This window comes from Mangrovimonas sp. YM274 (assembly GCF_030908385.1).
In the GTDB taxonomy this organism is placed as follows: domain Bacteria; phylum Bacteroidota; class Bacteroidia; order Flavobacteriales; family Flavobacteriaceae; genus Mangrovimonas_A.
In genome coordinates this window covers 809,807-832,942 of record NZ_CP133091.1, presented here as the reverse complement: position 1 = coordinate 832,942, position 23,136 = coordinate 809,807, and the positions used below count along the sequence as shown (strand labels likewise).

General features: G+C 39.1%; 13 protein-coding genes, 2 tRNA genes and 2 pseudogenes. 5 read left to right on the top strand and 12 right to left on the bottom strand.

Annotation, left to right across the window (positions count from 1 at the left end; translation table 11 throughout):
* Positions 1–9: 9 nt before the first annotated feature.
* From RBH95_RS03625 to hutH, 4 genes are all read right to left on the bottom strand, one after another.
* Positions 10–1,224, bottom strand: coding sequence for a beta-ketoacyl synthase (locus RBH95_RS03625; RefSeq protein ID WP_307901361.1), 1,215 nt, complete (start codon positions 1,222–1,224; stop codon positions 10–12).
* A 13-nt stretch (positions 1,225–1,237) separates the two neighbouring features.
* The gene (fabG, locus tag RBH95_RS03620) at positions 1,238–1,969 is read right to left on the bottom strand and encodes a 3-oxoacyl-ACP reductase FabG (RefSeq protein ID WP_307901360.1); all 732 of its coding nucleotides are present in this window, start codon (positions 1,967–1,969) and stop codon (positions 1,238–1,240) included.
* A gap of 43 nt (positions 1,970–2,012) precedes the next feature.
* Positions 2,013–3,179: a WG repeat-containing protein gene (locus RBH95_RS03615; protein ID WP_307901359.1), complete on the bottom strand. Its 1,167-nt coding sequence runs from the start codon at positions 3,177–3,179 to the stop codon at positions 2,013–2,015.
* A 91-nt stretch (positions 3,180–3,270) separates the two neighbouring features.
* Complete coding sequence (hutH, locus tag RBH95_RS03610) at positions 3,271–4,791, bottom strand: histidine ammonia-lyase (protein WP_307901358.1); 1,521 nt, start codon at positions 4,789–4,791, stop codon at positions 3,271–3,273.
* A 109-nt stretch (positions 4,792–4,900) separates the two neighbouring features.
* On the opposite strand from hutH, the gene RBH95_RS03605 reads away from it, so the two are divergent.
* Positions 4,901–6,145: an NAD(P)/FAD-dependent oxidoreductase gene (locus tag RBH95_RS03605; RefSeq protein ID WP_307901357.1), complete on the top strand. Its 1,245-nt coding sequence runs from the start codon at positions 4,901–4,903 to the stop codon at positions 6,143–6,145.
* A gap of 25 nt (positions 6,146–6,170) precedes the next feature.
* Here the strand turns inward: RBH95_RS03605 and RBH95_RS03600 are convergent, their stop codons facing one another.
* Positions 6,171–7,901 (bottom strand): hypothetical protein, encoded by a 1,731-nt coding sequence (locus tag RBH95_RS03600; RefSeq protein WP_307901356.1) that lies wholly within the window; start codon positions 7,899–7,901, stop codon positions 6,171–6,173.
* Positions 7,902–8,211: 310 nt separating this feature from the next.
* Between RBH95_RS03600 and RBH95_RS03595 the strand changes: the two genes are divergently transcribed.
* Positions 8,212–9,210, top strand: coding sequence for a serine hydrolase (locus RBH95_RS03595; RefSeq protein WP_307901355.1), 999 nt, complete (start codon positions 8,212–8,214; stop codon positions 9,208–9,210).
* 2 nt (positions 9,211–9,212) lie between these two features.
* Complete coding sequence (locus RBH95_RS03590; protein ID WP_307901354.1) at positions 9,213–12,059, top strand: NTP/NDP exchange transporter; 2,847 nt, start codon at positions 9,213–9,215, stop codon at positions 12,057–12,059.
* Here the strand turns inward: RBH95_RS03590 and RBH95_RS03585 are convergent.
* Together RBH95_RS03585 and RBH95_RS03580 are read right to left on the bottom strand one after the other, a co-directional pair.
* Positions 12,056–13,306, bottom strand: a complete 1,251-nt coding sequence (locus tag RBH95_RS03585; RefSeq protein ID WP_307901353.1) for a serine hydrolase — start codon at positions 13,304–13,306, stop codon at positions 12,056–12,058. The genes RBH95_RS03590 and RBH95_RS03585 overlap by 4 nt on opposite strands.
* Positions 13,307–13,309: 3 nt before the next feature.
* On the bottom strand, positions 13,310–16,210 hold the full coding sequence (locus tag RBH95_RS03580; protein ID WP_307901352.1) for a PEP/pyruvate-binding domain-containing protein: 2,901 nt from the start codon (positions 16,208–16,210) through the stop codon (positions 13,310–13,312).
* Between the two features lie 179 nt (positions 16,211–16,389).
* On the opposite strand from RBH95_RS03580, the pseudogene RBH95_RS03575 reads away from it, so the two are divergent.
* A pseudogene (locus tag RBH95_RS03575) lies at positions 16,390–17,220 on the top strand (cyclase family protein).
* 122 nt (positions 17,221–17,342) lie between these two features.
* Here the strand turns inward: RBH95_RS03575 and RBH95_RS03570 are convergent.
* The 3 genes from RBH95_RS03570 to mutS all read right to left on the bottom strand — a co-directional run bounded on the left by RBH95_RS03570 (position 17,343) and on the right by mutS (position 20,235).
* Positions 17,343–17,426, bottom strand: a tRNA-Leu gene (locus RBH95_RS03570).
* Between the two features lie 20 nt (positions 17,427–17,446).
* Positions 17,447–17,518: transfer RNA gene (locus RBH95_RS03565), tRNA-Gly, on the bottom strand.
* 104 nt (positions 17,519–17,622) lie between these two features.
* Positions 17,623–20,235 (bottom strand): DNA mismatch repair protein MutS, encoded by a 2,613-nt coding sequence (mutS, locus tag RBH95_RS03560; protein WP_307901351.1) that lies wholly within the window; start codon positions 20,233–20,235, stop codon positions 17,623–17,625.
* A gap of 191 nt (positions 20,236–20,426) precedes the next feature.
* Here mutS and RBH95_RS03555 point away from each other — a divergent pair.
* Positions 20,427–20,951 (top strand): annotated as a pseudogene (locus tag RBH95_RS03555) (RNA methyltransferase); the annotation flags it as partial.
* Positions 20,952–21,528: 577 nt separating this feature from the next.
* Here the strand turns inward: RBH95_RS03555 and RBH95_RS03550 are convergent.
* Together RBH95_RS03550 and folK are read right to left on the bottom strand one after the other, a co-directional pair.
* Complete coding sequence (locus tag RBH95_RS03550) at positions 21,529–22,008, bottom strand: GyrI-like domain-containing protein (RefSeq protein WP_307901350.1); 480 nt, start codon at positions 22,006–22,008, stop codon at positions 21,529–21,531.
* Positions 21,998–23,131: a 2-amino-4-hydroxy-6-hydroxymethyldihydropteridine diphosphokinase gene (gene folK, locus RBH95_RS03545; RefSeq protein WP_307901349.1), complete on the bottom strand. Its 1,134-nt coding sequence runs from the start codon at positions 23,129–23,131 to the stop codon at positions 21,998–22,000. The genes RBH95_RS03550 and folK overlap by 11 nt, the downstream gene beginning before the upstream one ends.
* Between the last annotated feature and the right edge of the window lie 5 nt (positions 23,132–23,136).

Genomic DNA, 23,136 nt, shown 5'->3' with positions numbered 1-23,136 from the left:
ATCTCACGCTTATTTTTTAATTATTAATGCGGAATTTGTCCCTCCAAATCCAAAAGAATTGGACAAAAATACATCAAATTTTTTATCTATTGTTTCTGCTACCAAATTTAATTTAGCCGCGGCCTCATCAGGTTCTCCAAGATTTATATTAGGTGCTATAAAGTCATTCTGCATCATCAAAATGGAGTAAATAACCTCACTCGCCCCTGCCATCCAACATTCATGTCCTGTCATGGATTTAGTAGAACTTACATATGGGCCATTTTCACCAAAAACCGAAAAGATTGCTTTCGCCTCATTGGCATCCCCTACTGGAGTAGAAGTGGCATGCGCATTTACATATTCAATATCAGAAGGGTTGATTGCAGCCTGATTGATAGCCATATTCATCGCTCTTGCAGGACCATCTACATTTGGGGTAGAAATATGATCGCCATTAGAAGAAAATCCATACCCTAAAACTTCGCCATAAATAGTGGCTCCTCGTGCTACGGCAGACTCATACGTTTCCAAAACCAAGGTTGCCGCTCCTCCGCTAGGCACCAAGCCATCCCTGTCCTTATCAAACGGCCTTGATGCTTTATGCGGATCTTCTGTATGCACCGAAAACACACCCAAACCATCAAAGCTAGCCATAGCCAACTTATTGATTTCTTGGGCGCCTCCACAAATCACGCAATCCTGCATACCACTTTTAATTAAATGGTAAGCCATGCCTATTGCATGAGACCCACTGGCACAAGCGGCACTAATGGTAAAATTGATACCTTTAAGTTTGAAAATAGTTGACAAATTCATGGTTACGGAAGAATTCATTCCTTGAAAAATTGCTCCAGAACCAACTAATGTGGTGTCCTTTTTCTCCCGAATTTTATCTACAGATTCAATAACCGATTTCGCCGTACTATCGTTTCCATAGAGAATTCCCACCTCATGTTGATCCAAAAAGTCCTGATCGATTTTTGCATTCTTTAAAGCTTCCAAAGTAGCCACATAAGCATACTCTCCTTCCTCCCCCAAACTAATGCGCTGGCGTCTGGAGAGCAATCCCTTAAGATTAGGCTGAGAAACCATTCCGGTTAAGGGAGATCGATACCCAAAAGCTATCCGGTCTTCGTCCACAACAATCCCTGATTTCCCTTCATAGAGGGACTGTTTTACCTGTTCTAAATTTTCTCCAATGCATGAGTAAATACCCATACCCGATATTACAACTCTTCTCATCTAACGACCAAAATTAGGAGTAAATACCTCCATTAATATTTATGACTTCCCCGGTAATATAAGATGCTTTGTCTGAAACTAAAAATGATACGGCGTGCGCCACTTCTTCCGGCTCCCCAAAACGATTTAAAGGAATCATACCTTTTAACTCCTTTTCATCCAGCTCTGCCGTCATATCAGATTTTATAAATCCTGGCGCCACTGCATTAACAGTGATTTTTCGTTTGGCTACTTCTTGGGCCAACGCCTTAGTGGCACCTATCAATGCCCCTTTGGCAGCCGAATAATTGGTTTGCCCTGCTGTACCCTTAACTCCAGATACGGACGCCACGTTCACAATGCGACCAAAACGATTGCGCAAAAGTTTTTGAATAAAGAAATTGGTAACATTATAAAATCCGTTCAGGGACGTATTGATTACATCCTGCCAGTCATTTTGAGGCATCCACATAAACAATCCGTCTTTTGTAATTCCTGCATTGTTTACAACAACCTCAACAACAGCCTCTTTATTAGCCTCCTGCCATGCTTCTAGAGCACTTGTAACTTCCTCGGCATTGGCTACATTAAATTTTATAATTTCGGCAGTATTACCCTCTGCCTCTACAGCTTGTTTGGTTTCTAACGCTGCGGTTTCATTACTATTGTAATTAATGATGATATGGTAATTGGTATCTTTTGCTAGTTGAATACAAATGGCTCGTCCTATTCCTCTTGACCCACCTGTGATTATGGCACATTTCATTTAGTTAGTTTTTATAGCGGATAATATTTTGCAATTATAGGTTTTATTGGAACAATTCCAAGTTTTGATACCAAGTATTATTCAATACCTCTCCATTAGCATCTATAAACCCCCATTCCTTATCTTTTTTTACCCTAGCTAAACCATCAATAAAGCCAAAATTAGGCAGCTCCAAACCAAAATTCCTCATTGCTCTTCTACCTCCAATCCCAAATCCTCCCATACGAGAATGAATATCATACTCATCTTGAATAACCAATTTTCCAGTTTTATCAATAAAGCCCCAACGCTTTTTTAACTTTACTGGCGCTAAACCATCTTTACTAAAAACATCCGCATCTTTAAATTTATAATCTATAACTAATTCTCCAGATGTATTAATATATCCCCATTTATTTTTAAGCATTACGGGGGCTAGTCCATTTAAAAAAGCTCTTGCCTTATCAAATTGAGGTTCAACAACCCACTCGCCTTTATTGTTTATGAAACCTACAAAATCATCTTTTTTCGCATATGTAAACTCACCATTATAGGAAAAATCCCATATTTTTCTCGCTCCTTCTACCACTTTAAACTTCCCCTCTATTATCAAGCCTACTTCCTCATTTTCATTCTCGACAACAACATTCCCTAAATAAACATTACCAACCCTTCTGTAATTGGGTTCAACAAAATACTTCCCTTTAACATCAATAATCCCCCATTTCCCATCAGGGGAAACCCTTGCATAACCATTTACAAAATCATGTACTTTTTCAAACTTAGGTTCAACAATATAATTGCCTAACGTATCTATAAAACCAACCTTACCATCCTCTGATCTAACAATAGCAAAACCCTCTGAAAAATCATAATATTTAACAGTCTTAACGTTTTTAAGAACCTCCTCTCCTTTTCTATTTATATAAAACCAACGATCCCCATCATAAGCTAAGGCTATTCCTGAATTAAATTCTTTAACTCTTACAAACTTAGGTTGAATTTGCCATTCTCCATTCCTATTAATAAATCCCCATTTTTCATTGGCGCCCATAGCCTCAGCTAAATCTTCAACAAAATCTTTAGCAGACTCAAATTGTGGACTTATTTGCCATTCGCCAGATTTATTTAGATAACCATACTTGTCGTCAAATCTTGCAAGTGCCAATTCCTGAGAAAACCCTTTAGAAATAAAAAAAATTAGCACAAATAAAATTGAATTAAATCTCATAAGATTAACAGCTTTATATTAATAAATTACGAAAAACAATAATTAAACCCCACAACCAATCCTTCCCGGGCAAAATCCAAAATGAAACAGCCTAGTGCGACATGATAAACTCCTTCACCTTGTTCACAAACGGGTACATGGCGACATCTTCCTTAAACACAGGGACGATTGCCCTAATATCATCGTAAATCTTCTTTGTTTTGGAAGACACTTTCCCCTGCAGTTCTAAACATTCAATGGCTTGGACTATGGTAATAAGTTCTATGCCCACAACCTCAAAAGCATTCTCTATTACTTTTTTGGTAATCAAGGCCGCATTGGTCCCCATACTAACAATATCCTGATTGTCATTATTGTTAGGGATACTGTGCACATACATCGGGTTGGACAACATCTGGTTTTCTGCAGTTGTGGATGTTGCTGTAAACTGTACTCCCTGCATCCCAAAATTCAATCCCAATGTACCAAGGTTTACAAAAGGAGGAAGAATATCATTCAACCTAGCGTTTAACAAATAATTTAATTGACGTTCGGCCAACATACTTGTTTTGGCCACTACGGTTTTCAATTTATCCATTTCTAAGGACACATAGTCTCCATGGAAATTCCCGCCATGGTACACATGTTGCTTAGCCACATCTACAATAGGATTGTCATTTGCAGAATTAACTTCTTCTATCAAAATTTTCTCTACACCTTTTAAAGTGTCCAAGACAGGTCCCAATATTTGAGGGACGCATCTTAGGGAATAATACTCTTGTACTTTTTCCTTGAATACAGACACATCATCATTATTGGTGTAAAGATGATGTTCGCGCTTGCGGGTTAATTGACTATCACTTAAATGCGCTCGCATATTATTGGCAACTTCCCTTTGACCTATATGTAATTTAGAGCCATTTAACTCTTCCGAAAGATGGTCGTCATAGGCCTGTACAATTTCATTTATGGAAGCCGAGGCCGAGGTAATCCACCCCAAAAGCCTTTTGGTGTAAATAGCATTTACTATTCCAATTCCTGTCATCACCGAAGTTCCATTCATCAAGGCCAAACCTTCCCTAAGCTCTACTGAGATAGGTTGCAAGCCTTCTATTTCAAACACTTCCTTTGTTGCCTTTCGTTCACCTTTATAGAACACTTCACCTTCCCCTATCAACACCAAGGCCAAATGGGCCAATTGTACCAAATCTCCACTAGCACCTACACCTCCATGTTCATAAATTAGAGGAATGATATTTCTGTTGATCAGCTCCACCATTAATTCAATAACCGAAACATGAACTCCCGAATACCCCAAAGACAGCGTATTCAGTCGTGCCACCATGGCAGCCTTTACATACATCGGGCCAATAGGTTGCCCTGTACCAGAAGAGTGACTGCGTATAAGGTTATACTGCAACTGAATACGTTCAGAATCCTTAATCTTATACTGCGCCATTGGGCCAAACCCAGTATTAACTCCATAAATGACCTTATTTTCAGAAAACGTCTTTAAAAAATTAAAGCTCTTACTCACTCGCTCCAAAACTATTTCATCAATTTGAATTGGAGTATCCTCAAAAATAATTTTATAAAAATCTTCAATACCTAGTTTCCCGTCAAATGTTAGCATCTATATGTAATAAGGGTTATTTTTATGATTAAATTTTAATAACTAAAACGAAAGTAGTTATTTTGGTTAGCAAATTTAAAATAATAAATGAATTTATTCCACAAAGCCCATGAGCGATACTAGTGTTGATGTTTTAATTATAGGAGCTGGTCCTTCGGGCTGTGTTTCTGCCGCTTATTTGCACAAACAAGGTTTTAATATCAAAGTGATAGAAAAAAGCCAATTTCCTCGTTTTGTCATTGGAGAAAGTCTATTGCCTAGATGCATGGACCATTTTGAAGAAGTCGGGTTATTGGACTGCTTAAAAGCTCAAAATTTTGAAGTAAAAGCCGGTGCTCGTTTTTTAAGAGATGATATTGTCTGCAATTTCGACTTTAGTAAAAAGCATACGGAAGGCTGGAACTGGACTTGGCAGGTACCAAGAGCGGATTTTGATAATACACTAGCCCTAGAGCTTCAAAAATGGGGTGTGGACATAAAATTTCAACATGAAGTTGTTGATGTGGACATAAAAGATGATGGGACTTCTACAACCAAAGTCAAGGACGAATATGGAAATGACTATTCCATAGACGCCAAGTTCATCGTAGATTCTAGTGGCTACGGAAGGGTTTTGCCTAGACTTCTGGATTTGGATAAACCTTCTTCAATTCCTGAACACTCCTCCATTTTCACTCATGTAAAAGACCTAAAACGTCCAGAAGGCAGAGAAGGCACCTTGATAACCTTTGATGTTTTGGACAAAGACACTTGGTTTTGGGTAATTCCATTTTCAAACGGTATTACCAGTATTGGATTTGTCGGTAAAAATGAATTGATAGATGCTTATGAAGGTTCATCTACGGAACGCATGAAAGCCATGCTTAAGCTTTCCAAATATTACAGCGAGCGATTTGAGGATTTAGATTTTGAATTTGCCCCGGTTTGCATCAGGAATTATTCCAAAGCTGTAAAAAAATTCTACGGAAAAGGCTTTGTACTTACAGGCAACAGTGCTGAATTTCTGGATCCCGTATTTTCATCGGGGGTGACCTTCGCCACAGAATCTGCATTGCAATCGGCGAAACTCATAGCCAAAGAATTAAATGGTGAAAATGTAGATTGGGAAACAGACTACGCCGATTACATAAAATCTGGAGTTAACGTATTCGCCACCTACGTGAAGGAATGGTACACAGGAAATCTACAAACCTTATTCTTCCACAGACCAGAAAACCAAGAGGTCAAAAAACAAATTTGTGCAGTATTGGCAGGTTACGTTTGGGACCAAACCAATCCCTTTGTCAAAAAACACAACCGTATTGTTGCCTCATTGGCACACCTCATTAATATGGAAAAAGAAAAAAGCGAATAGTTTCCTATTCGCTTTTACTTCTACTTTATTTACTGTCTTGACCAGTCTTTACTTTAACTTTTATCAAAATATCTTCCTTCTTCTTTTTATAAAATTCAAGCACAAATTCATTCTCCTTAGTTTTAATTACCCTATCCACACTAAATTGATGAACTTCTAAATCATCAGTAACATTTCTAGTATCAAATATATTATCCTTTGCAACATCACCCGTAAGGTCATCTATTTTATAGGCTGTTAAATAGCCTCCATGTCCATCCGAATGCAGAGCCGGTCTTTGATTCAATTCCAAATCAATATTTTTAACATTATCCAAAAACAGCAAATAGTGAGCATTATCAGCAAACAAATATGAATAAGACATCCCTCCCTTATATATTTTACTGTAATCAAATACCTGTCCAATTTTAGGCTTACCATATTGTATTTTAGGTAACTTTTTCATCCATGCCAATTCACCCGAACTACCAATTTTAGCAATTAACATATCATTGTAATGATAGGTATAATAGACAACTCCTTTAGAAGTGGTATGACGAATCACATACTTTTGCTCTCCAACTAGAACTAAACTCCCATCAGCCTTAACAATAAGGTCATTTAATCTCAAATATTTAAACTCTACTTCATCATCCTTCTCCTTTTTCTCATTTTTTCTTTTCGTTCTATCACTAACATACTGATTCAAAATCTCTAAAGGAATTTCATAATAATGCTTATCTATCAACTCCCCGTCTCTTGTAACCTTAAAAGTAAACAAGCCATCAGAATTCGACAATTGAAATTTACTCGTTGCATTACTGAAGAATCCATTTTTCAACCCACTGTTATAAAACCCTGCACAGATAATAAACCCTTCAGGAGATTCAAATAGTGAAATTCCATTTATGTATTTATCCTCTACTTCAATTTTGGTAATTTCAATTTCATTATCACCTTGTAAAAGCCTAAACAGTTCAATATGATAATTAGCCTCTTCATCCTTTTTCCTCTTTTTGTCATCATTACTATCATCATGAAACACTTTAACCAACATATAACCATCTCCATTAGAGTCTACGGCAAAATCTAGTGCATCCATTCGTCGTTCTGTATATGGCATTTTATATTCCTTTGCCCACAACTTATTTAGATTAGAATCATACACATTAATCCCAATAACATCATAACTTTTGGTGTCTCTTTTTACTTCCGGCTTTTTCCTGTAATGAGCCAATAATTTTGAACCATCTTTAGACTTTAAAAAATCAAATTTATCAACAACTCCAAACATCCCGGTAATTCCCTGCCAACCAGGTATGTTTAACAAAGCTACGCCTGGACCTCCTGCTAAATGGCCTGAAAAATCAATGAGCTTTTTGGGCTCTCCAATGAACTCTCCTTTCTCGAAATCTATTTCCCAGAAAAAAAGCTGTTCATGTTGAGTCTTTCTACCTGTCCATGAGGAATAAAAGAAATAGTAACGACCTCCCACTTCTTCCATTCCCTCAACTACATAGTTATCTGGAAAATCTAAATACTCCTTACTGGAAATTAGAGACAAGTCATCCACATTGAACTTTTGAATCACGATATATTTTCTCCATGGTTTTACCGTCAAAATTTCGTTTTCTTGACTGAAATAAAACTTTTTCGCGGCATCATAAACTTGATAAGGCTCGCTAATTGAATAGTCAAAATCTTGAGATAGGCTTTTTTGAGCTTGTAAAGTTGTAAAAACTAAAAAGCAACAAACTAAAATTCTAATTTTTTTCATCGGTTTATTTTGATTAATAACGTCCAAACATACCTATTCCAAATCTATATTTTCATGTAAAATTTAACTTTCAAATTAAAAATATTTGAAAGAAACTTCTTAAACTCTAGTAATCAAAACTTAAGACTGTTAATAAAATTTGCAATTTTTAATTTTTACCCAACCGTACATTTCTTCCTTATAGCACTATTCAATACGAACAAATTTTACTATCTTAATCTTTGATTTTCAACCCCATAAACAACAATAAAAATCAATTTAGATTATTTTATCAGATACAACTTTGAATAGATCAACAACTATAAAACCAATGAGCATTTCAAAACAAATTCGCAATTTCACTATTATCTCTATATTGGTTTTATCATTAATTTTAGTCTTTTTCTCTAATCGATCAGCTCCCATAGAAGAACCGCCACAACCCAAAATGACAACCTCCAGCGTAGTTGAAAAAACATCTGTTTCGAATGCTCCGGACTACTCTAAACTCCCTATCCATATACCGGAAGAAAAGTTTAAGCCGTTATTAGCCTTTTACAATCAACAACTCATTGACAACCTCCAAAAGGAACTCTATAACAATCCACAATGGAAACGACTCATCGAAAGCAAGAAGATGTCCGTAGGGCTTGTAGACCTCAACAATCCAGAACAGCCGCGTTTTGCTTTTTTAAATGGCGATTTAATGATGTATGCAGCCAGCCTGCCAAAGATTGCCGTATTATTAGCTACGCAAGACGCCCTCGAAAAAGGGGAACTGGAAGAAACCGATGACATTTTAAACGATATGCGTTTAATGATTAGCAAATCCAATAACCAAGCCACCACGCGCTTAATTGACCGTCTAGGGTTTGAAAAGATAGAAAGTGTGGTTCGTGGTCCTAAATACCAATTGTATCAAGAAGACAAGGGAGGCGGACTTTGGGTTGGCAAGCGATATGCCGCTTCTGGCCCCACCAATAGAGACCCTTTAAAAAACCTAAGTCATGCCGCCTCTGTAACACAAGTTTGCCGCTTTTACTATATGTTACTTAACGGAAAACTAGTTACTCGTGAGCGCTCAAAGAAAATGTTGGATATTATGGAAAATCCCGAACTGCATCACAAATTTGTTAATACCCTTGACCGAATCGCGCCAAATGCCCGCCTGTTTAGAAAGTCTGGAACTTGGCAAAATTGGCACGCCGATTCTATTTTGGTTTGGGGTGAAGAAAGAAAATATATTTTAGTAGCTTTGGTAGAAAACAAATTTGGAGAACAGATTATCAGGGATTTAGTCGTTCCTGTTGAAACCGCCATAAAGATGTAAATATGCCCAATACCAAAGGACTCAAAGCCTACCTCCTACGGGTATTTGATATCAATGAAGATGAACTGCAAAAAACACTCCTGTTGCAGCTCAACATTTTTTTGATTGTTACCACCCTTCTCATTGTAAAACCAACCATAAATTCCATATTTCTTTCGGAGCTTACAGCAAAAGCCCTTCCTATAGGCTATATTCTCACGGCCATTTTTGCTATGGCAGGTTCGTATTTTTATGACAAAGCCCTTGAAAAATGGTCTCTCATAAAAATAATCAACCGTACATTTCTAGGCTCAGTCCTCATTCTCATTCTATTTGGTATAGCGTTAAACCTTCATTTGGGATTAAGGTATCTACTTTATATCCCCTATGTGTTCATTGCCATCTACGGATTGCTAACCACTTCTCAATTTTGGCTCTTCGCCAATATGCTTTACAATGCCAGAGAAGCTAAACGTGTTTTTGGATTCATAGGTGCTGGTGCAATTGCTGGAGGCATTGCTGGCGGCTATATCACCTCACTTCTTTCAATGTTCATGCCTTCTGAGGACCTCTTGTTCGTGGCCGCCGCCCTCCTATTTTGCTGTATCCCCATCACCGGTTACCTCTGGCGCTCTGAAATAATTAAACATCACAGCCGATTTGTCACTCATAAAAGCACTCAAAACGGACAATCGCCATTAAAGCTCATTAAGCAATCTCACTTGCTATCCCTTTTGGCTGTAGTTATAGGTATTAGTGTAATTGTAGCTAAATTGGTTGATTACCAATATAACCACTATGCTTCAGAGCTTATTGAAAACCCTGAAGAACTAACAGCTTTTTTTGGTTTTTGGCTTTCCACACTAAGTGTCATTTCATTAGTTATTCAACTATTCTTTACTAAACACATTGTAGGAACTTTTGGAGTTGGAAAGTCCTTGCTTTGGTTACCTGCAGGCATTCTTTTCGGATCTATTTTATTGGTATTCATGCCTGAACTTTGGGTGATCGTCCTCATTAAAATTGCGGATGGAAGTTTAAAACAATCCGTAAACAAGGCGGCCACAGAACTTTTGGTAATCCCCATTCCTATTAATATCAAAAAAAAGACCAAAACCTTTATTGATGTAGTTATCGATAGTATTGCAACAGGTATTGCAGGGTTCCTACTTATTTTCATTATCAACGGGTTACAATTACATCGTATTTATGTTAGCTTGCTAACAATAGCTTTTATCTGTACTTGGATTTTCTTCATCTTCAAAGTTCGGAAGGCTTACATTCTGGCCTTTAGAAAACTTTTGGACACCTCACACCCCAAAAGCAGTAAAGAAGAGGCGCACAAACCGGAGCTTCCCGTCACTTCCATTATCAATAGCATCAAACGGGTGTTTGAACAAGGTACGGAATCGCAAATTTTGCACATGTTAAACCGAACTTTGGAACAACCAGATGAGCGTTTTTTCAACGCAATCAAAGGGCTTCTCAAGCACAGTTCACCCAAAGTAAAAGCCTTGGCCATAGAGAATCTCTACTTTCTTAAAAAGGAGAACCTTTCCCCTATTATTGAACCCTTAATGTATGACCCAGACCAAGAATTGACTACCAATGCTTTGCGATATATCATTCATAAAAACAGAAAACACCCAAAGGCTGTATTTGAAAAGTATGTAAGCAGCGATGATGAATCCATTAAAAACGCAGTGCTCATAAGTCTATCAATGGAGTTTCAACACAAACAGCAATTATTGCAAAAATTTGAGTTTGAAAATTGGCTCAACAAAGCCATCAACGAATATAACAACAGTGAAAATTCCACTTACAAAAAAACTAAAATCTTAGCCATTTTAGAAGCTATCGGCCATTCCAGACTACAAAAATACGACTACATCATTAAAAATGAATTTGGCAACCAAGACTCCGAAATTGCCAATGCAGCCATTATCAGCGCGGGGCTTACAAAGTCCTTCGACTATGTAGAAGCTATTGCCTCCCAACTATCCAAAAAGGAAACAAGAGCAACCGCCGAAGAAGTACTTCGCAATTACGGCCCCAAAATTATTGATGTATTGGTACAAAAAACTTTAAATGAAGATCTTTCTATTGATGACGCCCATTTTGTTCCTTCTGTAATTGAGTCGTTTGCATCGCAGCAGGCGGTTGATGGACTTATTGAACTTATAGACACCACCGAACATGCTGTGACAATTGCCGCTATAGAATCGCTTCAAAACTTAAAATGGGAACACCCCTCCTTAAAAATAAAGGACCAATTTGTGGTCGACAAAATTCTGGACGAATGCCATTTGTATCAAAGTACACTCTCGTCTATACATTCACAGATCATCCTCGATTTTAAAGAAAAAAACGAATATAAAGACCATAGCGCAATTGATGATGCCAGACGAGGCCTTATGCAAATTTTAGAACAACGCTTGGACCGTCAATTGCATCGCATCTTTAAATTTTTAGGAATTAAATACCCACCCCACGAAATTGAACCCATCTTAGATATCATCATTAATGGTGAAGAAGAACAGCGTACCAATGCCATCGAATTTTTGGACAACGTATTGGACATGCACCTAAAAAGAGAATTGATTCCTATTGCCGAATCCGTGATTATTGCAGATAAAATCTCAGAGGAAATGATTCACAAATTAAACTTAACTGTTTACAGTGAAGCAGAATGCTACAAGGTATTGTTACAAAGGCATGACATTAAAATTAAACATGCCGTACTGTATTTGATTGAAAAAATAAACCAGAAAAAATTCATTCCTCTAGTGGATATTGTCCTGAATGACCAAAGTAAAACCGTTCGACAACAAGCTTACACAATTAAAAAGCAATTGCAAGGGCTTCCTTAATCTCTAATAAGTGCATCTATTTTAGATGCCAACATCAAATGGTCATAAGCTGAATTTTTATTAAGCACATTGGACATTAAACAAACCGCATACCGAGAGCCGTCTGGCTGTTCCACAATAGCCACCGAATTCATATAATTATACACATTGCCCTCATAATCGCCGCACCCAGGATTTTTACTTCGGTCGCATTTGTAAAAGCTCCCGGATTTATAATACACCGCCGCGCTATCCAATTTTTTGGAAGCCGCATATCGGATACGTCTATCGGTTAAATACAATAAGCGTTTCATCTCCAAGCTAGAAGCCTTATCTATAAAATCTCCCTTTTCCAAAGCTACCATGTATTTCATCAAACCAATTGGAGTTCCTATACTGCCCCCTGTTCCCGGTATATGATTTCCTGCTCCATTAGTAAAAAATTTCCCTAAACGCCATTCGTCTTCCGTAATTCCAATATCCCTCAAGGGCTGATTAACAATTTTTATAGCCAATTCAGACAGTTCCTTTTTAGGTGTTTCTTTAAAATAGGATTCAGCTTCTTCAAAGGTTAAATCGGGGTATTTATCTTCAAACACATGCATCAACAAGGCTTCGCGCCACACCACACTAGCTGCACCATTATTACTTACCGAAACCATATTATCCAACCATTCATAAAGCGTAAACACGTCCTTTTCATTTACCTTCCGCTTCACCATTTTTTGAGTTTCCAAATTATAAACAGGCACCGTATGATGATCATACAAAGCCCAGTCACCCGCCTTTATTGTCTTAGCTTTCATCAAGGCTAAACGCTTGTCAAAATCGTTTGGATAGACACGGCAAAGTCCCTCAAAAAAAGATGCCAACACTACCAACTTCCCAACGCTACCAGGTTGATACCCCACCGTTTCCCTATGTTGGGCATACCGTACCGGATGCCCCTCCGTCATATCCAAAACCGTCAAAGAATAGTTTTTATCCAAGCCTTTAAAAAGGGCATCCACTTTCTTTTGGAGCGCATCATCTACTGCCGGCATCCCTAAAAATTCATCTTTTCTGCTCAGCAAATTCAACTTTATGGAATCCATTGGGTAAAAGGCTCCTGCTGGAATACGATGGCTTTCAACCTCTCCTTTTTTAACCCGTTCCCAATACACCAAACGTTTGATTCCTGTGCGGTCATAACCATCTATGGGATAAAATGAGGATAACGAAAGTCCCATAGCTACTATTAGAATACCAATGCCAAATCTTAATTTCATAATTTATAGTTTTGTATTGAGTGAAAGTGTTTTTTGCATATCTACTATAGGCGAAATAGACTCCAAATAGGTGGAGCTTTTGGCTCGTTTATTTTCCACAAAAGGCCTTACCTGAAACAACCACAGTTTCCCATCTTTAAAGCCCAATTCCACATCATAAGGCCCTTGAATTCCTTGTGCTTCCATTTTATCCACAAGTGTTTTACTAAATAGATTTATTTGCCTTCGGGTATCAGGACTTAAAATAGGCTCCTCAAAAGTGGCAACATGTTTCTCTGTGCCACCGGTTTGCGGCAAGGAATTATAAAATGGTTCACGGGAAGGCGCAATTAAACGATTACTGCCATTGGAAGCAATGGCCCAAGTTTCGGCGACCTGCCCATCTACAGCACCACCAACGCCTCTACTAAAAGCCACGGTAATCTCATCGGTTTTTCCAGAAGTGACACCTTTGGTAATCATCACCCCCGAAAAATCATTGTCCACCCCAGGAATCACTACGATAGAAGGATATACATTTTCTGGATTGGTCAAATATTTTTGGCGCCATTTAAAGCTGCGTTCTGTATAAGGCGACGCCCAAACGGTCTTGATTCCTTGAATGATTTTTTCTTTTTCAAGAACGTTGAACAAGGTCAAATTCAAGCCCGCCCCTGTAAAACTTTTAAGATCTTCCATATTGGTATCACTTCTCAAAAACACGGGCACACTGCCCAAATCACCTCCTAAAATGGAGGTAAATGAAGTCTCCAAATTGCCCACAAAAGCATCGGTTAAAGGCATTTCAATAATCAAATTTCGCAATTGAGCTAATTCCTTTAGCTGATATGCTTCGACCGTTTTAGCTGATTTCCCTTGCTCGCTCATTTGTCGTGCATTGGCAAAAATGCTATTCAAATATTCCCAGTAAGTCTGCTCCTTTCCAGGAATGGTTTGTTTCATATGTTCCAAAAACACCCCAAAAGGAATCACAAAGCCATTAACTACATGGTCTGGAAAATTTTGTTTCAACTCACCCAAATTGGCAGCTTTCGGTCCACAATAAATACCTGATGAAGCGGCATTGACCTCACTTAGGCTCATCGTCGTATTACGATCCAGTTTGATTTTCTCCACTGGCACCGTAATCATTTCATGACTTTGTTCTGCTTTACTAAACAGCTTGCGCTCTTCATCGGTCATGTCACTTTCCAATTTCATAATTACAGTACCTGAATTGGAAACCGCATAAAATACTTTTTCGCCGGCATGCTTTTTAAAAGAGGCCACATTAGCACTGGAAACTGCTGCGTTGGGGATTCCCAAATTTCTGGCCAATAATTGTACATGCGACACAAGATTCCCTTCGGAAACATTTAAAATTCCAGCCACTGGTTTCAAATCGGAAGGCGGCCTTCCGAACACATAAATATTATTGGGATTGACTTCCATATTTTCGGCAGAACCTTCCACAACTACCAATTCTCCAAACGCGTATCCAGGATTCAAACCATGGATGTGACTTTGGTTATTCAAGTTCAAAACGTGGTTGCTCAAAGAGGAAGCTTCGGTTATAAAATTCCCCAACTTCCCAATACTATTTCCCAAATACAAGGCCACAGAACCTCTAATTCTATCATCCAAAAACCCATGAGCCAAGGGTTCGAATCCTTCGTAAAGAGACACCACAGACCCAAAAACGGCACTATTCTTTCCTGTTCCCCATTCCAATTGTTGTCTTACTGCTACCAAAAGATCCTGCAAACCTTCCAAAGCAGCTTCATTACTCCCCTTTTCAGAAAGAGATACTTGCAACTGGTCCCATTCCCACAACTCTGTATACCCCGAAGCAGCCGAGGCCATACTGAGATAACAAATTTTATCGGTTAAGGATTTTAAATCTTCCTCAGGATATTCGGCAATTTGCTTGGTGATCAACAATTCCAATTTCAAGGACAAATCAAATAAGGCCAAACGCCCTTGAGGAGAGGACTCTTCCAACATATGCTCCCTAATGTACCACATGGCATCCGCCGAGGCTTCAATGGTTTCGGTGATTGGAGCATTGGTATAACCTTCAATAAACCCACTGAAATATGAAGCGATATCTTTATTGGTCACATCTTTTAAATAATCTGACAACGAAGCCACTTGCACGGGTTCAAAAAAGCGCTCCATAGTTTTCACCAATTCATCCAAATCCTTTTGAAGCCCCGGGGTAAGCTTGCTCCCCTGACTTTTTTTGAATTCTTCAACTTTGGAGATGTCCGACACTTCCGGTTGGCCGTGAATTTTAATTCTTAAATTCATAAATGGCTCATAGGCATCTGCAACCGCTTTGGATTGACTGCGCATAAGTTGCGCCACATTATCATCACCGGCATGCGGCAAATCTTTTATCGCCTGACGCAAGAAGTAAAAATGCTTGTCTATATAGCTGTCATTAGCAAGCAACTCAATAAAAAACCCTTTTCCCCAAGCCTCTTCATCTTCTGCTTGAATGGCTCCCCTGTAAAATTGCGCTTTTCGGTTAATCCATCCATCATCAACTGATTTTAGATATTTCTCCAACATGTACTGCTTGATTCGAGAATGGTAATTGGCCTTATCCCAAAAGGCATCAACATCGGTAGACGCCAAAATCTGCCCCAAATACACATGGTTCTGCTCCCCTAAAGCTACAACCTCTTCCTTGTACCTAGCATGTTGTACACCGTCTCCCTCACAAGGTTCTTTTGGCATATTAATGCTTCCATCCTCGCAGAACCAACGAATGTCACGATATGGCCCCCGCGCATCTACCTTATAGGCAGCAATCATGGATTTAATTTTTGCATTGTCGATGGTTGTAGAATTGGAATGCTGTGAAAAAACTAAAAAAGGAACACAAAGTAAGAAGATAAGAAGGGCTTTGATTGGCTTCATAGTGTATCAATTTGATTTACAACTAATTTAGAAAAATTTTCGCATAACTAACTGATTCTCTTACAAAAAACAAAATCTTAATCTGGTAACTTTTCAAAATTCAATAACAGAAAATATCACTACCTTTAAGACTACCCCCATCCCTACACAACTTAAAAGAACATCCAAATGAATTTCAAATGAGAACTTTCTTTTTTACAATCTGTTGTTCCCTATTATTGTTTACCTGCAAAGAACAACCTTCAAGCGAAATTTCGTCAACGGAGACGGCCTCCAAAAATGATTACTTACACAAAAAAATCGTTGATTTGTCTCACGACTACTCCAGGGAAACCGTGTATTGGGTGACAGCCAAGGAATTTGAAAAAGACACGGTGTTTATGGGACCTACCGACAGGGGGTATTTTTACTCTGCTTTTAACATTTCCACTGCGGAACACGGTGGCACCCATATTGACGCTCCCATCCATTTCTCTGAAAACGGACAATCGGTGGAAGAATTGCCTTTGGAACACCTTATAGGACCGGCCATTAAAATTGATGTTTCTTCCAAAGCACTAGAAAATCCCGATTATCTAATCGGTATTGAAGACCTAACTGATTGGGAAACCAAAGAAGGGAAGACCATCCCTGATGGTAGCATTGTTCTGTTACAAACAGGATTTTCTAGATATTAACCCAACAAACTGCAGTATTTGGGCACCGAAGAACGTGGCGAGGCTGCTGTTGCCAAACTTCATTTCCCTGGACTTTCCCCTGAAGCAGCCGAATGGTTGGTAACCAACAGAAACATTCACGCCATTGGCATTGACACGCCAAGCATCGATTATGGACAATCGCAATATTTCAAAAGCCATGTCATATTGCTCTCCAAAAACATTCCCGCTTTTGAAAACCTCACCAATTTGAATTTACTCCCCGCACAAGGCTTTGAAATCATTGCCCTCCCCATGAAAATTAAAGGCGGTAGCGGCGCTCCTTTACGAATTGTAGCGCTTTTGAATCCTTAGGTCAACTATCAATTGAACCTTTTCAGAATAACTTTTATTACATACAAAATATTCACTGTACAAATACAAAAACAAAAAATCCGCAACTTCTTGACAAACAAGCATGTTACGGATTTTTGCAGTACTGAAGGCGGGACTTGAACCCGCACGAACTAATGTTCATTGGATTTTAAGTCCAACGTGTCTACCAATTCCACCACTTCAGCGTAATACCATAATAGTTCAGAGCGAAAGACGGGATTTGAACCCGCGACCCTCACCTTGGCAAGGTGATGCTCTACCCCTGAGCTACTTTCGCAATAAAGCAATTTATTTAAAAGAACGTCTATCTCAATTGCGAGGGCAAATTTAAAACAATTCTTAGAATTGCAAAGCCTTTTTCAATAAAAATATTTATTTTTTTTATGCCTGTTTCTTTTTCAGCAACATACGTTTTATATCGTTCAGCTTCATTAGGGCTTCCACCGGTGTTAAGGTATCAATATCGGTAGTTACAATCTCTTCCCGGATCTGCTCCAACAACGGATCATCAAGATTAAAAAAGCTCAATTGCATCTCGTCATTGAGGTTTTTCACCTTATCCGTAAGCTCCTCACTGGAATGCGATTTCTCCAATTGTTTCAAAATTTTATTGGCTCGATGAATGACCTGCTGAGGCATCCCCGCCATTTTGGCTACGTGGATACCAAAACTGTGGGCACTTCCGCCTTCTACAAGCTTTCTCAAGAACAGCACATTGTCCTTTAATTCCTTTACAGAAACGTTGAAGTTTTTAATGCGCTCGAAGGTTTCTGCCATTTCGTTCAGCTCGTGGTAATGGGTAGCGAATAGCGTTTTAGCCCGACTTGGATGTTCGTGCAAATACTCACTGATGGCCCAAGCAATGGAAATACCGTCATAGGTACTGGTTCCACGACCAATCTCATCCAAGAGTACCAAACTACGATCGGACACATTGTTCAAAATAGAGGCGGTTTCGTTCATCTCAACCATAAAGGTCGATTCTCCCATAGAAATGTTATCACTAGCCCCTACCCTCGTAAAAATCTTATCTGTAAGTCCAATACTGGCCGCTTCAGCCGGCACAAAACTTCCTATTTGCGCCAAAAGCACGATGAGGGCCGTTTGCCTTAAAATAGCCGACTTACCGGACATGTTAGGCCCCGTAATCATGATGATTTGCTGTTGGTCTCTATCCAAAAACACATCATTGGCAATATAGGCTTCGCCGTGAGGCAACTGTTGCTCAATAACTGGGTGCCTTCCATTTTTAATATCCAAAACATGGGTATCGTTCACCTCGGGACGTGTATAGTTGCGTTCCAAGGCCAATTGGGCGAATCCGCACAAGCAATCCAATTGGGCAATCAACGAGGCATTCTTTTGCACAGGCTGAATAAACAAACCAATCCAACTTACGAGTTCCGCGAACAATTGCTGCTCTATGGCCAAAATGCGTTCTTCAGCGCCTAAAATTTTGGCTTCGTATTCCTTGAGTTCTTCAGTTATATAACGCTCGGCATTAACCAGCGTTTGCTTTCTAATCCATTCCGCAGGAACTTTATCTTTATGCGTATTTCTTACCTCTATATAATAACCAAACACATTGTTGGAAGCAATTTTCAAGGACGTAATCCCGGTACGTTCACTTTCGCGCTCCAACATGTTATCCAAGTAATCCTTCCCTGAAGTGGACAACTCTCGTAGCTCTTTCAATTCCGCTGAATAATCCGAGGAAATGGAATTTCCCTTCAAAATATTTACAGGCGCTTCTTCATTTAAAGTCGCTTTAATACGTTGGCGCAACTCTTCACACATCTGCAAGGCATTACCCAGTTTTTCAAGCGCTGCATTACTACTTCCAGAAAGCATGGCTTTAATAGGCACAATAGCTTCCAAGGCATTTTTAAGCTGAATGACCTCACGGGGATTGATCTTACCCGTAGCGACTTTGGAAATCAAACGCTCCAAATCGCCAATATGCTTGATATGCCCCTGAACTTTCCCTTGTAACACCGATTCGTCTTTAAGGTGTTCCACCACCTCATGTCGTTCCTGTATTTTCCCCAAATCCACCAACGGCAATGCCAACCAGCGTTTGAGCAAACGCCCTCCCATGGGAGAAATGGTTTTGTCAATCACCTCAACTAAGGTCACCGCATTTTGGTTCGTGGAATGGTACAGTTCCAGATTCTTTATGGTAAATCGATCCATCCAAACATGTTCCTTTTGTGTCACGCGCTGAATGGAGGTGATATGCTGTAATTTATGGTGCTGCGTTTCTCCCAAATAATGCAAAATCGCTCCAGAAGCCACTATTCCTTCATAGAGATCTTCTACTCCAAATCCTTTTAAGGATTTTGTATTGAAATGCTTCAACAGAGTTTCATTTGCATAGTCATCCTTAAACACCCAATCTTCCAAGTAAAACGTATGGAAATCTTCTCCAAACACAGTTTTGAACTCGTTACGTTTTGGCTTGGACACCAAAACCTCACTAGGACTAAAATTTTGAAGCAATTTATCTACATACTCGGCATTTCCTTGCGAAATCAGAAACTCTCCCGTAGACACATCCAAAAACGACACGCCCATTACATTTCTACCAAAACACACCGCTGCCAAAAAGTTATTGGTTTTGGAATGCAAAATATCATCGTTAAGAGCCACTCCGGGTGTTACCAGTTCGGTAACGCCACGTTTTACAATAGTCTTGGTTTGTTTGGGATCTTCCAATTGGTCGCAGATGGCCACACGTTCCCCTGCCTTTACCAACTTGGGCAAATAGGTATTCATGGAATGGTGCGGAAATCCTGCCAGCTCCGTTTCACTTTCACTTCCCGCTCCACGTTTGGTCAAAATAATGTCCAAAATTTTAGCCGCCTTTACGGCATCTTCCCCGAAGGTCTCATAAAAATCTCCAACTCTAAACAACAACAGGGCATCAGGGTATTTGGCCTTGATACTGTTGTACTGCTTCATCAACGGGGTTTCTTTTTTAGCTTTTTTTGCCAAGGGTAAATTGATTTATAAGTATTATTTTTGCCTCATCTGTAAGATTGCTAATTTAGGTATTCTTAAAAGGTTTTTAAAATGGAACCCTTAGAAGTTATTTACATCCTGTTGATAATTTCCATGAGGCCGAGCAGCTTGAAACCTACTAAAAATAGCCCTATCCTACAGATTTTTGACCCTAAATTAAGCACATGCGAAAGTTAAAAAACAGCGAATTGGACCGCCTGAGTGTTGAAGAATTTAAAACCTCAGAAAAAACACCGCTCATCATCGTCTTGGACAACATCAGAAGTTTGAACAATATTGGTTCGGTATTTAGAACCAGCGATGCCTTTTTGGTTGAAAAAATTTACCTCTGCGGCATTACGGCCACACCTCCCCATAAGGACATTCATAAAACAGCTTTGGGCAGTACCGATACGGTAACTTGGGAATATGCCAAAGACACTATGGAAGTCGTGGAAAAACTACAAGCTGAAAACGCGAAAGTGGTTTCCATTGAACAAGCTGAAAATGCTGTGATGCTGAATGAGTTTACCCCCGAAGCCAACACTAGATATGCCCTAGTATTTGGAAACGAAGTAAAAGGGGTTGCTCAAAAAGTAGTTTCTGCCAGCGACATGGTATTGGAAATTCCCCAATACGGCACCAAACATTCCTTGAATATTTCCGTGAGTTGCGGTGTGGTGGTTTGGGATGTGTTTAGTAAGTTGAAAGCACTCTGCCTTCTCCTTTTCTTCATGCTGAATTTAACCTCTTGCTCTGAAACCCCTAAATCTTACGAGCTCTCGCAAACAGAACAAACTTATCTTAATCGAGTTATTGACTCAATGTATGACCTAGACCAAGGAGTTAGACATGGTTTAGGTAAAATCGACTCCATCTATGGTTTAGAAAATGGATTTGTAGTGAAAAGACATATTGAAGGTAAAGGAGCACTAGGAGATAAATTTGAAAATTACACGAAAAGCATTGATAGTGTTTTAGCCATTCTAAAAAGAAATGACAGCTTGAATAGCCGAAAACTAATTAATCTAACAAAAGAATACGGTTTCCCTAACAACAAAAGACTTGATAGACCCAAGTCTAAATCATATATGATTTTTGTTCATGCTCCTAAAGAACATTTCAAAGAAATAGACTCCCTAATTAAGGGTGAATATGAAGCTGGAAGAATTTCAGAATACAAAAAGGAATACATCTTCTGGCACATTAAAAGTCGTCAAGGGCTACCACCAACGAGTGGAGAAAACGGTGAAGCCATTTGGTAATCGACACCAAACAGTAACTCATTTAACCAATAGGAATCCAAATTTCCTCTTCATTTACCTCTTGTCTCGGATTATAAGATGGCGGCAATTTTTCAAAATGCGGCCGGTCATCCACGGCATATCCCAATTGGGGCAGCCATTTTTCAAATACCGATGTCCAAACGGGTGGGTAATTGGCTACACTTCCTTTGTAGTCGAACACAAAGTATTTGCCGCCTTTAATTACTAAAGATTCCAAACCTTCTGGCATGTTATCAAAACTTTCCACCTCAACACCAATCCATTTGTCAAATTGGGTTTGAGGTGTCAGGGTTTCAAAATTAAAAGACTCATAAACCTGAACCGACAAAGTATACTCGCCAATTCGGGATGAAATCTCAGCTAGCCTTGGCATCAACTCCCTGCCTAACCTTGCGGTTTCTGGCCCCATGGTTTGAAAGGACACCTTGGCACGCATCCCTATCAACTTTATGTCCTCTTGTTGTACAATTTTAAATACCATCGTTTATTTCTTTTAACAACCAAAGATAATCTGCTCTATTAGCTACAAAATCCCGATCGGTGATATCAATGATCTTAACGTTAAGCTCATTTTGATTTCGTAAAAACTCCAAATACCCCGCATTGATTTTCTCCAAGTATGCATCCTCAATCTGCTGCTCGTAATCACGGCCACGTTTGCGAATATTTTGCTGAAGTCTGTCTATTTTTTGATACAAATAAACATATAGTTCAGGCTTGGCAATATCCTTATACATCAAGTAAAAAAGCTTTCGGTACAGTTTAAATTCATCCTCCACCAAAGTCACTTTTGAAAATATCAAAGATTTAAATACATCATAATCGCTCACAATAAAATCTCTAAACAAATCCAACTGCGACAAATCATCACTGATTTGCTGATAGCGATCGGCCAAAAACGACATCTCCAAGGCAAAGGCATAGCGCTGCGGTTCTTGATAGAACTTCGGCAAAAACGGATTGTCGGCAAAGCGCTCCAAAATAAGCTTCGCATTAAAATCTTCAGAGATCATGGTGGCCAGACTTGTTTTACCGGCCCCTATATTTCCTTCAATAGCAATATAGTTTTTAGATGAAAATCCATAAGCCTCCATCGGATTTTGCAAAACAGCGTCAATAGGCTGTACGTCACTATCATCTTTACATAAACGAGTCAAAGTTCCAACACTTTGTTGCAAAACTGGATGGATCACCTCCGAAGCAATATCATTCAAGGGTTGCAATACAAATTGACGTAACTGCATGCGCGGATGTGGAATGATCAAACTTTCCAAATCCAGCACCAAATCATCAATTAAAATCACATCCAAATCTATCGGCCTGGATGCATACCCCGATTGCCCAGAACGCGTGCGCCCCAACTCTTTTTCAATACTTAATAATTCTTGCATGACCTCCTCTGGAGCCAACTTCGACACCACCGAAATACAGGTATTCAAAAAATCGTCTCCCTCAAATCCCAAAGCAGGTGTATTGTACACTTTGGCAATGCGGTCTACCCGTCCAACACGCTCAAAAATGACATTAATAGCCTTTTGAAGATGTTGAAAACGGCCTCCCGTATTGCTGCCCAATGCAATGTAAAATGTGTGCGCTTTATCCATAATCA

What these genes read in the sequence shown, in the direction of transcription:
- RBH95_RS03625 (WP_307901361.1), bottom strand. Translation starts at nt 1,224, where the DNA reads ATGAGAAGAGTTGTAATATCGGGTATGGGTATTTACTCATGCATTGGA.
- fabG (WP_307901360.1), bottom strand. Translation starts at nt 1,969, where the DNA reads ATGAAATGTGCCATAATCACAGGTGGGTCAAGAGGAATAGGACGAGCC.
- RBH95_RS03615 (WP_307901359.1), bottom strand. Translation starts at nt 3,179, where the DNA reads ATGAGATTTAATTCAATTTTATTTGTGCTAATTTTTTTTATTTCTAAA.
- hutH (WP_307901358.1), bottom strand. Translation starts at nt 4,791, where the DNA reads ATGCTAACATTTGACGGGAAACTAGGTATTGAAGATTTTTATAAAATT.
- RBH95_RS03605 (WP_307901357.1), top strand. Translation starts at nt 4,901, where the DNA reads ATGAGCGATACTAGTGTTGATGTTTTAATTATAGGAGCTGGTCCTTCG.
- RBH95_RS03600 (WP_307901356.1), bottom strand. Translation starts at nt 7,901, where the DNA reads ATGAAAAAAATTAGAATTTTAGTTTGTTGCTTTTTAGTTTTTACAACT.
- RBH95_RS03595 (WP_307901355.1), top strand. Translation starts at nt 8,212, where the DNA reads ATGAGCATTTCAAAACAAATTCGCAATTTCACTATTATCTCTATATTG.
- RBH95_RS03590 (WP_307901354.1), top strand. Translation starts at nt 9,213, where the DNA reads ATGCCCAATACCAAAGGACTCAAAGCCTACCTCCTACGGGTATTTGAT.
- RBH95_RS03585 (WP_307901353.1), bottom strand. Translation starts at nt 13,306, where the DNA reads ATGAAATTAAGATTTGGCATTGGTATTCTAATAGTAGCTATGGGACTT.
- RBH95_RS03580 (WP_307901352.1), bottom strand. Translation starts at nt 16,210, where the DNA reads ATGAAGCCAATCAAAGCCCTTCTTATCTTCTTACTTTGTGTTCCTTTT.
- RBH95_RS03550 (WP_307901350.1), bottom strand. Translation starts at nt 22,008, where the DNA reads ATGGTATTTAAAATTGTACAACAAGAGGACATAAAGTTGATAGGGATG.
- folK (WP_307901349.1), bottom strand. Translation starts at nt 23,131, where the DNA reads ATGGATAAAGCGCACACATTTTACATTGCATTGGGCAGCAATACGGGA.